Origin of the sequence: Streptomyces carpinensis (genome assembly GCF_002154505.1) — a bacterium.
GTDB lineage: Bacteria > Actinomycetota > Actinomycetes > Streptomycetales > Streptomycetaceae > Streptomyces > Streptomyces carpinensis.
The window spans coordinates 1-10,782 of record NZ_MUBM01000090.1 but is presented as its reverse complement, the minus strand read 5'-3'; the positions used below and the strand labels follow the sequence as shown (position 1 = coordinate 10,782).

Here is a 10,782-nt window from a genome sequence, read left to right as displayed (position 1 = left end):
CGCGTTTCCCTTTCCGGCGGTCCCGACTCTACCAGACCTTTTCGATCCGATTCCCAGTCGGCGGGAGTTTCTGTCTCGGGCTTTGTGGACTTCGTCCGTCGGCCTTTCGACATTCACTACGTTAGCCGATTCCCGCCTCGGTTCATAATCGAGTTCCGCGAGTTCGAATTCGGGCGTGCGAACACACCAGAAACGACCCCGCAGAGGGGTGCTCGGTAAGTAGTGGGTTGGCCGCTCCGGCTGCAGGCGATCGCCGTACCCGGTTCAGCGGCTTGGGCTACGTTACGCACCTTCCGGGTGCGAGTCAACTTCTGCGGCGCCTCGGTGTGTGGGCCCGGTACGGGCTCACCGTCGGGTCGTCGGCGACCCAGAAGCGCCACGGGTGGACGTCCCCGTTGCCGCCCTCGCCGGCGACTCCGGTGCGCGGGCCGTTGCATACCTGGTCGGAGGGGATGGGGGTGCCGGTCAGGATCCGTATCGGGGTGTCGCCGGCCGCGCAGGCGTCGGTGCCGTCGAGCGACCGGTCCACGTCCAGGGCGGTGGCAAGACGCGCCGGGCCTTTGGCCAGTTCCTTGTCGTTGCGGGCCGAGAGTCGTCGGATGCGGGCCAGCTCGGCGCCCTCGACGATCTCTCCGGCGCGCAGCAGTACCCCGCTCGCCCGGCCCTTCGGTCCGCAGACCAGGTTCATGCAGTGCCACATGCCGTAGGTGAAGTAGACGTACACATGTCCGGGGGGACCGAACATCACCTCGTTGCGGGCCGTGCGGCCACGGTAGGCGTGCGAACCGGGGTCGTTGGGGCCGTCGTACGCCTCGACCTCCGTCAGGCGCAGGGCGATCGGGCCGTCCGGGGTCGTGCGCATGAGAATGCGGCCCAGGAGGTCGGGGGCGACGTCCACGACGGGGCGGTCGAAGAACTCTCTGGGCAGGGGCGTACGGTCCGAGGGCGCGATCATGGCTTACGAGCGTAGTCCAGCCGGCTGACGTCCAGGGGTGGTCGGGGTCCGGCGTCCCTTGCCAGGGTGTGAGCGCGGAACCGGTGGTCGCCGGATCGCGTATGTAGGGATCAGGGATCCTCACGTAAAGGGAGAGTCATGGCGTTCAAGAAGCTGCTCGCGAGCCTCGGGGCCGGTGGGGCGTCGGTGGAGACGGTGCTGCACGAGGTCAACGTCGTGCCGGGCGGGGTCGTCCAGGGCGAGGTGCGGATCCAGGGCGGTTCCGTGAACCAGGAGATCGAGGGGCTGTCGGTCGGGCTCCAGGCGAAGGTCGAGGTCGAGAGCGGCGACCAGGAGTACAAGCAGGACGTCGAGTTCACCAAGGTCCGGCTCGGCGGCGCCTTCGAGCTGCAGGCGGGCGCGGTGCACACGGTGCCGTTCGGCCTGGAGATCCCCTGGGAGACGCCGGTCACGATGATCGACGGGCAGGCGCTGCGGGGCATGCACATCGGTGTGACCACGGAGCTGGCGATCGCGCGTGCCGTGGACTCCGGTGACCTGGACCCGATCAACGTGCACCCGCTCCCGGCGCAGAAGGCGATCCTGGACGCGTTCATCCAGCTGGGCTTCCGGTTCAAGGACGCGGACATGGAGCGCGGGCACATCCGCGGGACGCGGCAGCGGCTGCCCTTCTACCAGGAGATCGAGTTCTACCCGCCGTCGCAGTACCGGGGGCTGAACCAGGTCGAGCTGAGCTTCGTCGCGGACGAGCACGCGATGGACGTGGTGCTGGAGATGGACAAGAAGCCGGGGCTGTTCAGCGAGGGCAGTGACACCTACCGGTCCTTCCAGGTGGGTCTGCACGATTACCAGGGGACCGACTGGGCGGCGTACCTGCACCAGTGGATCTCGGAGGTCGGCAGCAAGCGCAACTGGTTCTAGGCTCGGGAACCGATGATTCCGTCGATTCAGGAATCACCCGTAACCGATCAGGAGGTGCCGAGGTGACCGAGCTCAAGAGGCGGCCGCTCCCCCACGACTTCCATCCGCCCGTGCCGTCCTTCACGGTCGCGAGCGACGACGTCCAGGAGGGTGCGACGCTCAAGGACGCTCAGGTCCACGCGGCGGGGAACACCTCGCCGCAGCTGCGCTGGGAGGGATTCCCGCCCGAGACCAAGAGCTTCGCCGTGACCTGCTACGACCCAGACGCGCCGACGGGCAGCGGGTTCTGGCACTGGGTGCTGTTCGACATCCCGGCCTCGGTGACGGAGCTGCCCGCGGGTGCGGGCAGCGGCAAGTTCGAGGGGCTGCCCGAGGGCGCCCTGCACGCGCGCAACGACTACGGGACGAAGGACTTCGGGGGTGCCGCGCCGCCGCCCGGGGACGGGCCGCACCGGTACGTCTTCACGGTGTACGCCGTCGACCAGGAGAAGCTCGGTCCGGACGCGGACGCCTCGCCCGCGGTGGTGGGCTTCAACCTGCGGTTCCACACGCTGGCGCGCGCCCAGCTGATCGGTGAGTACGAGAACCCCGCCGAGGGCTGACGTACCACCCCGACGTGTCCTCCGTCCTGTGCGGCGTTCACCGAACGTTTGCCCGCCTCCGGTCTTGGAAGTGATCGGAGGCGGGCATTTTTATTGCGTTGTCCATCGCGGCGCGCCCGTCCAGAGTTGATCCGAGCCCGCCAGGGGGTGGGCAGGTGCACACGGGAGGTGGGCCGGATGCGGGACACGCTGGTGCTGAACGCGAGCTTCGAGCCACTGTCGACGGTGACGTTGAACCGAGCCGTCGTTCTGGTCCTCCAGGACAAGGCCGTCGTCGAGCAGGCCCACCCCGAGCTGCGCATGCGGGGAGCGGCGGTGGACATACCCGCGCCCCGGGTGATCCGCTTGTGCAGGTACGTGAGGGTGCCGTTCCGAAGACAAGCGCCCTGGTCGAGGCGGGGTGTGCTGGTGCGGGACCGGCACCGGTGCGCGTACTGCGGGCGGCGGGCGACGACCGTGGACCACGTGGTGCCGCGGTCGCAGGGCGGGCAGGACACCTGGCTGAACACGGTGGCCTCGTGCGCGGAGGACAACCACCGCAAGGCGGACCGGACACCCGAGCAGGCGGGGATGCCGTTGCTGCGCGAGCCCTTCGAGCCGACGCCGGCGGACGCGATGTTGCTCGCCCTCGGGCAGGACGACCTCGAAGCACTGCCTGGCTGGCTGGCTCCGGAGGCCGCGTAGCGTCCGCCGGGTCGAGGATGGCTTGCGGCTGCGGGTGGTACGTGGCTTGCCGCGCCCACGCGACGTGGCGGCATGCCGGAACGGCCCCGTCCCCCTGGGCCGGGTGCGGGCGGCGTGCGTTTCGGTGCGGGGTCAGTCGATGGACGGCTTCTCGCGGCGCTCCGCGCCCGAGCCACCGGTGTTCGTGGGGTTGCCACCGCCCGAACCTCCGCCCAGTGGACCGAAGTTGCCCATGGCGCCGGACAGGCCCTTGAGGGCGTCGCCGATCTCGCTGGGGACGATCCAGAGCTTGTTGGCGTCGCCCTCGGCGATCTTCGGAAGCATCTGGAGGTACTGGTAGGACAGGAGCTTCTGGTCCGGGTCGCCGGCGTGGATCGCCTCGAAGACCGTACGGACGGCCTGGGCCTCCCCCTCGGCGCGCAGGGCGGCGGCCTTGGCCTCACCCTCGGCGCGCAGGATCTGGGACTGCTTCTCACCCTCGGCACGCAGGATCTCGGACTGCCGGACACCTTCGGCCTGGAGGATGGCGGCGCGCTTATCCCGGTCGGCGCGCATCTGCTTCTCCATCGAGTCCTGGATGGAGGTCGGCGGCTCGATCGCCTTGAGCTCGACGCGGTTGACGCGGATTCCCCACTTGCCGGTGGCCTCGTCGAGGACGCCGCGCAGGGCCGCGTTGATCTCCTCGCGGGAGGTGAGGGTGCGCTCCAGGTCCATGCCGCCGATGATGTTGCGCAGGGTGGTGACGGTGAGCTGCTCGATGGCCTGGATGTAGCTGGCGACCTCGTAGGTGGCGGCCCGGGCGTCGGTCACCTGGTAGTAGATGACGGTGTCGATGTTGACGACCAGGTTGTCCTGGGTGATCACCGGCTGCGGCGGGAACGGCACGACCTGCTCGCGCAGGTCGATGCGGTTGCGGATGGTGTCGATGAACGGGACGACGATGTTGAGGCCCGCGTTGAGCGTCCGCGTGTAGCGGCCGAAGCGCTCCACGATGGCGGCGCTGGCCTGCGGGATGACTTGGATCGTCTTGATCAGGGCGATGAAGACCAACACCACCAGAACGATCAGGACGATGATGACCGGTGCCATCGTTGCTTCCCGTACCCTTCTCCGCCTCGGCGCTCTCGGAAGATCTTGTGACTGTTGAAGATCTTGCTGGTCGAGTCTGACAGACCGTCGCATGCCGCGTGGGGCGTTCGGTCCAGGTCACATGACGATGGCGGTGGCCCCCTCGATGTCCACGACGTCGACCTCCGCGCCCACGTCGTAGGCGCGGCCGGTGTCGAGCGAGCGCGCCGACCAGATCTCTCCGGCGAGTTTGATCCGGCCGCCTGAGCCGTCGACGCGTTCGAGCACGACGGCCTGCTTGCCCTTCAACGCATCGATTCCGGTGGCGAGTTGGGGGCGCTGTCTGCTGTGCCTGGTCGCGATGGGCCGGACGACGGCGATGAGGGCGACGGAGACGACGAGGAAGGCGATCACCTGGACGACGAGATCGAAGCCGAAGCCGGCGACGACCGCGGCGGCGACGGCGCCGACCGCGAGCATGCCGAACTCCGGCATCGCGGTCACCACGAGCGGGATACCGAGCGCCGCGGCGCCGACGAGCCACCACACCCACGCGTCGATGTCGTTCACATGGTCATGGTAGGGCCGCGGGTCCTACGGCGGACAGGGCGCGAAGGGGCGGCCGGCTCCTGCCGCCGCCGGGGAGGCGGGACTTCGGCGGCGGAAGCTAGGAGAGGGGAAGGCCCTGGGCGGTCCAGCGGTCGCCGACCTGCTCGACGACGAGCGGGAGGCCGAAGCAGCGGGAGAGGTTGCGGGAGGTGAGTTCGAGTTCCAGGGGGCCCGCGGCGAGGACCTTGCCCTGCCGGATCATCAGGACGTGGGTGAAGCCGGGGGCGATCTCCTCGACGTGGTGGGTGACCATGATCATCGAGGGCGCGATGGGGTCGCGGGCGAGCCGGCCGAGGCGGCGGACCAGGTCCTCGCGGCCTCCGAGGTCCAGGCCGGCGGCGGGCTCGTCCAGGAGCAGCAGCTCGGGGTCGGTCATCAGGGCGCGGGCGATCAGGGTGCGCTTGCGCTCGCCCTCGGACAGGGTGCCGAACTTCCGGTCGAGGTACTCGGTCATGCCGAGGCGGTCGAGGAAGGCGCGGGCGCGCTGCTCGTCGACGTCCTCGTAGTCCTCGTGCCAGTGCGCGGTCATGCCGTAGGCGGCGGTCAGCACGGTTTCCAGGACGGTCTGGCGCTTGGGCAGCTTCTCGGCCAGGGCGATGCCGGCCACGCCGATGCGGGGGCGCAGCTCGAAGACGTCGGTGCCGGGCTTGCCGAGGGTCTCTCCGAGGATGGTGGCGGTGCCCTTGCTGGGGTAGAGGTAACTGGAGGCGACGTTGAGGAGGGTGGTCTTGCCGGCTCCGTTCGGGCCGAGGATGACCCAGCGCTCGCCCTCCTTGACCGACCAGGAGACCTGGTCCACCAGAGCCCGGCCCTCGCGGACCACGGATACGTCCTGAAGCTCCAGAACATCGCTCATGAGCGCGTTGTCTCCCCTTGCAGTGTGCCGCCGGTCTCGGCTGTCGCGTACGCCTGTGGCTCGGTCCGCCGCGCCGGTGGGCGCAGCCCCCACCGAATCTACGCCACGAGATGGGCGGGCCGTTCCATCGGTCCGGTCCTTAGGGTGGAGGCATGCTTTCGGAACCGCGCTCTGGACGCCTCGCCGCTTGGGGAAATGCCCTTTTGGCCGGACTTGTCTCACCGGACGACGCCGTGCTCGCCATCGTGGGTGAGGATGCCGTCCATCGGGTGGAGGGGCTGCCCGGCGAGTCCGGGCCCATCGGGCTGACGCTCACACTGGGGCGGCTGCGGACGCTCGGGGTGGGCGCGCTGGGGGTGGCGCTGCCCGCACCGGGGCATCCGCTGGGGTTGAGCGGGCCGCCGGAGTTCAACGCGCGGGCCATGGACGCCCAGGAGGCGGTGATCTGTCACGGCGCCGCGTTCGGCCTGGTGCCGGAGGTCTACGAGGCCGGCCCCGAGGGGGACGTACACGTCGAGGTGGTGTGGCACGTGCTGCCGGTGCGGGAGGCACCGCCGGCCGATGTGCCGTCGCTGGGCGAGGCCGAGCGGGAACTGGCGGAGGCGCTGCGGGATGCGACCGAGGTGCTGTCGCGGCTGGACGTCGCCGGGTCGGGACCGGTGGCGGAGGCGGCGATCGACGCCTACCGGGCACGGGCGGAGCGGGGGCGGGAGGTGCTGGCGCCGGGGTATCCGCCACGGGCGGTGCGGGTGCTGGAGCTGGCGCAGCGGGTGGGGCTGTTGATCTCGCTGGCCCATGAGAACGGGCACGGGGGTGCGGTGAGCGCGTCCGAGATGACGGCGCGGGTGGCCGCGCTGCGGCCGGTGGAGCGGACGGCTCGGCGGGCGCAGGTGGCGGCGTACAACTCCGTTGTGGAGGAGCGGGAGAAGAGGATGCGGTGAACGTGGCTTGAGTTCGGGATCACGTCGGGTGCGAGCGCCCTGGGGGTGCGCCGCCGGACGTTCTTCACCGCGTAGGTGCGAGCGCCCCGGAGGCTGCGCCCCCAGGCCCCCATCGGCCTTGACGGCCTCGTCCTCGAACTCCGGCGAGCTCTGCGAGCAGCGGGCGCCGGGCGGGCTGCTTTCACCGGCCGGCGGTCCAAGCCCCCGCGGCTTCGCCGCACAACCGATCGGCCTCCCGGAGGATCCGGGAGGCCGTGGGCATCGGTGGGTGGGCCTTGGGTCAGTGGTTGAACCCGAGGTTGCCGAACGCCGGGTTCAGGACGCCGATGACGTTGACGCTGTTGCCGACGGCGTTGACGGGGATGTCGATCGGGGCCTGGACGACGTTGCCCGAGACGACGCCCGGGGAGCCCTTGGCGGCGCCGCCGGCCCAGGCGCCGTCGGCGGCGGAGGCCATTCCGGCGCCGGCGGCCACGATCCCGCCCGCCACCAACGTCACGGCAGCTGCCTTCTTCAGGTTCTTCACTTCTGAGCCCTCCTGACGACAGCCGCGGCAGTCGCCGCGGCACGCACTGGAGAACGGCCGCGGCGTGGCGAGGTTCCGCCATCCGGGGGACATTCCCACGACGGTATGAATCTCAGCCCGGAGCGGAACGCTCCGAATTGCCGTGGGCGGCGCGGATCAGCCGGTCACACCGTTGCGTACGGCCCACAGCGCGGCCTGCGTGCGGTCCGCCAGGTCCAGTTTCATCAGGATGTTCGACACGTGCGTCTTGACGGTCTTCTCGGAGAGCACCAGGGCGCGGGCGATCTCGCGGTTGGAGCGGCCGTCCGCTATCAGGCCGAGCACCTCACGCTCCCGGTCGGTGAGCGAACTCCCCCTACCCTGACCGGTGTTGTTCTCGTCCTGGGTCAGCAACGCGCCCGCGACCTCCGGTTGGAGCAGGATGTGGCCCGCGTGCACGGAGCGGATGGCCCCGGCGAGCGCCTCGGGGTCCACGTCCTTGTAGACGTACCCGGCGGCGCCCGCGCGCAGGGCCGGGACCACCGTGCGCTGCTCGGTGAAGCTGGTGACGATCAGCACGCGTGCGGGGTTGCCGAGTTCGCGGAGCCGGCGCAGTGCCTCGACACCGTCCATGACAGGCATCTTGACGTCCATGAGGACGACGTCCGGCCGTAGTTCCTCGGCGCGTGCGACGCCCTCGGCGCCGTCCGCGGCCTCGCCGACGACCTCTATGTCCTCCTGCACCTCGAGGAAGGTGCGCAGGCCCCGGCGGACCACCTGGTGGTCGTCGACGACCAGCACCTTGATTGCGTCAGCCACCGGGGGCCTCCATCTCGATCGCGGTGCCCTTGCCGGGCGCCGATTCCACCGTGAGTCTGCCGCCGGCTCCACTCGCCCGGTCCCGCATGGAGACCAGGCCCAGGTGGCGGCCCGCGCGCCGGACCGCCTTCGGGTCGAAGCCCCTGCCGTCGTCGGTGACACGCAGGACGGCGCCGCGGCCGCGGCGCTCCAGGGTGACGTCGACGTGCTCCGCACCGGAGTGGCGCAGCGCGTTGTGCAGAGCCTCCTGGGCGACGCGGAGCATGGCCTCCTCCTGGGCGGCCGGCAGCGCGCGCAAGCCGTGGGCGGTGAAGGTGACGCGTGCGCTGTGGGCGCGGTCGAGGACCTGGACCTGGGTGCGCAGGGTGGCGACCAGGCCGTCCTCGTCGAGAGCCGCGGGGCGCAACTCCACGACGGCGGCGCGCAGTTCGTCGACTGCCTCGGCGGCGAGCGCGGCGACCTGCTGCAACTCGCCCTTGGCGCGCGCCGGGTCCCGGTCGACGAGAGCGGCGGCGGCCTGGGCGGTCAGGCGAAGGGAGAACAGCTTCTGGCTGACGGCGTCGTGCAGCTCGTGGGCGAGGCGGGAGCGTTCCTCGGCGATGGTCAGCTCGCGGCTGCGCTCGTAGAGGCGGGCGTTGGTGAGGGCGATCGCGGCGTGCTGGGCGAGGATCGCGAGCAGTTCCTCGTCCTCCTCGGTGAAACCGCAGCCGCCCGCCGGCTTGGGACAGCACTTGTTGGCGAGGAACAGGGCCCCGATGACCTCGTCGCCGTCGCGAATGGGCAGGCCCAGGAAGTCGGAGAGCTCGGGGTGGGCGGCCGGCCAGCCCTCGAAACGCGGGTCCTTGCGCACGTCGGCCAGACGCTCGGCCCTGGCCTCGTGGAGCATGGCGGCGAGGATGCCGTGCTGGCGCGGGAGCGGGCCGATGGCGCGCCACTGCTCGTCGCTGACCCCGTCCACCACGAACTGTGCGAAGCCACCGTGGTCGTCCGGGACGCCGAGGGCGGCGTACTGCGCGCCGAGCAGCTCGCGGGCCGAGGCGACGATCGTCTTCAGGACGTCACGCACCTCCAGGTGCCTGCTCATGGCCAGCAGCGCGGAGCTCACCGCGGAGAGGCCGGACCGGGGACCTTGACTCATGCCCTCACGGTACCGGCGGGGTGTGACAGGCGGATCGGACCTGTGACGGCCGCTCCTAGGACGCCGGTCCTAGGTCCGGCGAACCGGGCCGGTGGCCTACGACCCGGGGCCCCGGCCCGTTGTCGTAGGGCGAAGTACCGCGCCGGTCCGGGACTCGCGCCCGAGGTGAGGGCCGGTGCCGCGTTCCTACGGTGACGGCATGCCGATCACGAGGCGCACGACGACTGACCGGGGACAAGGGACGGGTGTCATGAAAAGGGGACGGGTGTCATGCCGGTAGCGATCATCACGGGGGCTTCCAAAGGGCTGGGACGGGCGCTCGCCGGGGCCCTGGCCGGGCGCGGCTGGGACCTGGTGCTGGACGCCAGGGGCGAACGGGCCCTTCAGGAGGCCGCCCGGGCCGTCTCCGTGCCCGGAGCGCGGGTGGTGCCGCTGCCCGGGGACGTCACGGACGCCGGGCACCGGGCGGAGCTGGTGGCGGCGGCGCGCGGGCTCGGGGGTGTCGATCTGCTGGTGCACAACGCGAGCGCGCTGGGCGCGGAGCCGCTGGTGCGCCTGGCGGAGCTGCCGGTGGAGGGGCTGCGCCTGGCGCTGGAGGTGAACACGGTGGCCGCGCTGGGACTGGTCCGGGAGGCGCTGCCGCTGCTGCGGAAGTCGGCGTCGGGCACGGTGATCACACTGAGTTCGGACGCGGCCGCCGAGGCGTATGAGACCTGGGGCGGTTACGGGGCGGCCAAGGCGGCGCTGGACCACCTGGCGGCGGTGCTGGCCGTGGAGGAGCAGGGGCTGCGGGTGTGGGCGGTGGACCCGGGGGACATGGCCACCGGCCTGTACGCGGCGGCCGTACCGGACGACGAGGGCCCGCGCCCGTCGCCGGAGAGTGTGGTGCCCGCCTTCCTGCGGCTGCTGGACGAGCGCCCGCCCAGCGGTCGCTACGCCGCGCCCGCCCTCCCGGAGGCGCGGTGACCCGGGCGACGGGGGTCCCCCCGCTGCGGCCCGTTCGAGAGTGGGGACGGCTCCCGGAGGAGCTGTCGGCGCGGCTGCCGGTGGAGCAGCGCGGTCCCGGGCTGGACCGGGATGCCGTACGGCTGCTGGTGTCGCGGGGCACGGAGGTGTCGCACCGCTCCTTCGGGGAGTTGCCGGGGCTGCTGCGGGCCGGGGACCTGCTCGTGGTGAACACCTCGCCCACGCTGGCCGCGGCGGTGGACGGGCGGATCGGGACCGCGCGCGTGGTGGTGCACTTCTCCACGCGCGGGGACGACGGGCGCTGGGCGGTGGAGGTGCGGGATCCGGACGGGCGGGGCACCACGCGCGCGCGTGCGGGTACGCCCGCGGGTACAGAGGTGGTGCTGCCGGAGGGCGTGCGGCTGGTGCTGGTGGAGCCGCTGAGCGCGCAGAGCGCGCGGTTGTGGTGGGCGCGGGTGACGGGGTCGGGGTCGGCGTCGAGGGTGCCGGGGTTGCTGCGGGAGCACGGCCGGCCGATCCGTTACTCCTATACGGAGCGGGACCAGCCGCTGTCCGTGTACCAGACGGTGTTCGCCGTGCCGTCCGCCGACGGGGCGGGCAGCGCGGAGATGCCGAGCGCGGCGCGGCCCTTCACGGCGCGGCTGGTGGCGGAGCTGGTGAGCCGCGGGGTGCAGTTCGCTCCGATCACTTTGCACACGGGTGTGGCCTCGGCCGAGGC

At 71.3% G+C, this 10,782-nt stretch carries 13 protein-coding genes; 6 read left to right on the top strand and 7 right to left on the bottom strand.

Annotation, left to right across the window (positions count from 1 at the left end):
* Nucleotides 1–304 precede the first annotated feature (304 nt).
* Entirely contained in the window at nt 305–955 is a 651-nt protein-coding gene (locus BZY54_RS13640) for a DNA-3-methyladenine glycosylase (RefSeq protein WP_086725451.1), read from the bottom strand.
* Between the two features lie 138 nt (nt 956–1,093).
* Here BZY54_RS13640 and BZY54_RS13635 point away from each other — a divergent pair, with 138 nt between their 5' ends.
* The 3 genes from BZY54_RS13635 (at nt 1,094) to BZY54_RS13625 (ending at nt 3,162) form a co-directional block, all read left to right on the top strand.
* Nucleotides 1,094–1,876, top strand: a complete 783-nt coding sequence (locus BZY54_RS13635) for a sporulation protein (RefSeq protein ID WP_086725450.1) — start codon at nt 1,094–1,096, stop codon at nt 1,874–1,876.
* A 62-nt stretch (nt 1,877–1,938) separates the two neighbouring features.
* Nucleotides 1,939–2,478, top strand: coding sequence for a YbhB/YbcL family Raf kinase inhibitor-like protein (locus BZY54_RS13630; RefSeq protein WP_086725449.1), 540 nt, complete (start codon nt 1,939–1,941; stop codon nt 2,476–2,478).
* 177 nt (nt 2,479–2,655) lie between these two features.
* Nucleotides 2,656–3,162 (top strand): HNH endonuclease, encoded by a 507-nt coding sequence (locus tag BZY54_RS13625; RefSeq protein WP_086725448.1) that lies wholly within the window; start codon nt 2,656–2,658, stop codon nt 3,160–3,162.
* Nucleotides 3,163–3,294: 132 nt separating this feature from the next.
* Here the strand turns inward: BZY54_RS13625 and BZY54_RS13620 are convergent, their stop codons facing one another.
* From BZY54_RS13620 to BZY54_RS13610, 3 genes are all read right to left on the bottom strand, one after another.
* The gene (locus tag BZY54_RS13620; protein WP_086725447.1) at nt 3,295–4,251 is read right to left on the bottom strand and encodes an SPFH domain-containing protein; all 957 of its coding nucleotides are present in this window, start codon (nt 4,249–4,251) and stop codon (nt 3,295–3,297) included.
* Between the two features lie 117 nt (nt 4,252–4,368).
* The gene (locus BZY54_RS13615) at nt 4,369–4,800 is read right to left on the bottom strand and encodes an NfeD family protein (protein ID WP_086725446.1); all 432 of its coding nucleotides are present in this window, start codon (nt 4,798–4,800) and stop codon (nt 4,369–4,371) included.
* Nucleotides 4,801–4,897: 97 nt separating this feature from the next.
* Complete coding sequence (locus tag BZY54_RS13610) at nt 4,898–5,695, bottom strand: ABC transporter ATP-binding protein (protein ID WP_086725445.1); 798 nt, start codon at nt 5,693–5,695, stop codon at nt 4,898–4,900.
* A 152-nt stretch (nt 5,696–5,847) separates the two neighbouring features.
* Here BZY54_RS13610 and BZY54_RS13605 point away from each other — a divergent pair, with 152 nt between their 5' ends.
* Nucleotides 5,848–6,636, top strand: a complete 789-nt coding sequence (locus BZY54_RS13605) for a hypothetical protein (protein ID WP_086725444.1) — start codon at nt 5,848–5,850, stop codon at nt 6,634–6,636.
* A 280-nt stretch (nt 6,637–6,916) separates the two neighbouring features.
* Here BZY54_RS13605 and BZY54_RS13600 read toward each other — a convergent pair whose 3' ends face one another.
* From BZY54_RS13600 to BZY54_RS13590, 3 genes are all read right to left on the bottom strand, one after another.
* On the bottom strand, nt 6,917–7,162 hold the full coding sequence (locus tag BZY54_RS13600; protein ID WP_086725443.1) for a chaplin: 246 nt from the start codon (nt 7,160–7,162) through the stop codon (nt 6,917–6,919).
* Nucleotides 7,163–7,318: 156 nt separating this feature from the next.
* The gene (locus BZY54_RS13595; protein WP_086725442.1) at nt 7,319–7,960 is read right to left on the bottom strand and encodes a response regulator; all 642 of its coding nucleotides are present in this window, start codon (nt 7,958–7,960) and stop codon (nt 7,319–7,321) included.
* Nucleotides 7,953–9,098 (bottom strand): GAF domain-containing sensor histidine kinase, encoded by a 1,146-nt coding sequence (locus BZY54_RS13590; RefSeq protein ID WP_086725441.1) that lies wholly within the window; start codon nt 9,096–9,098, stop codon nt 7,953–7,955. Before BZY54_RS13590 ends, BZY54_RS13595 begins: the two co-directional genes overlap by 8 nt.
* A gap of 270 nt (nt 9,099–9,368) precedes the next feature.
* Between BZY54_RS13590 and BZY54_RS13585 the strand changes: the two genes are divergently transcribed.
* Entirely contained in the window at nt 9,369–10,064 is a 696-nt protein-coding gene (locus tag BZY54_RS13585) for an SDR family NAD(P)-dependent oxidoreductase (protein ID WP_086725440.1), read from the top strand.
* On the top strand, nt 10,061–10,782 hold a 722-nt coding region (locus BZY54_RS13580), incomplete at its 3' end, for an S-adenosylmethionine:tRNA ribosyltransferase-isomerase (protein WP_086725439.1). The genes BZY54_RS13585 and BZY54_RS13580, both read left to right, overlap by 4 nt.

Excerpts from the sequence above, each read along its gene's own strand:
- BZY54_RS13620 (WP_086725447.1), bottom strand. The coding sequence starts at position 4,251 with ATGGCACCGGTCATCATCGTCCTGATCGTTCTGGTGGTGTTGGTCTTC.
- BZY54_RS13640 (WP_086725451.1), bottom strand. The coding sequence starts at position 955 with ATGATCGCGCCCTCGGACCGTACGCCCCTGCCCAGAGAGTTCTTCGAC.
- BZY54_RS13585 (WP_086725440.1), top strand. The coding sequence starts at position 9,369 with ATGCCGGTAGCGATCATCACGGGGGCTTCCAAAGGGCTGGGACGGGCG.
- BZY54_RS13610 (WP_086725445.1), bottom strand. The coding sequence starts at position 5,695 with ATGAGCGATGTTCTGGAGCTTCAGGACGTATCCGTGGTCCGCGAGGGC.
- BZY54_RS13605 (WP_086725444.1), top strand. The coding sequence starts at position 5,848 with ATGCTTTCGGAACCGCGCTCTGGACGCCTCGCCGCTTGGGGAAATGCC.
- BZY54_RS13635 (WP_086725450.1), top strand. The coding sequence starts at position 1,094 with ATGGCGTTCAAGAAGCTGCTCGCGAGCCTCGGGGCCGGTGGGGCGTCG.
- BZY54_RS13625 (WP_086725448.1), top strand. The coding sequence starts at position 2,656 with ATGCGGGACACGCTGGTGCTGAACGCGAGCTTCGAGCCACTGTCGACG.
- BZY54_RS13590 (WP_086725441.1), bottom strand. The coding sequence starts at position 9,098 with ATGAGTCAAGGTCCCCGGTCCGGCCTCTCCGCGGTGAGCTCCGCGCTG.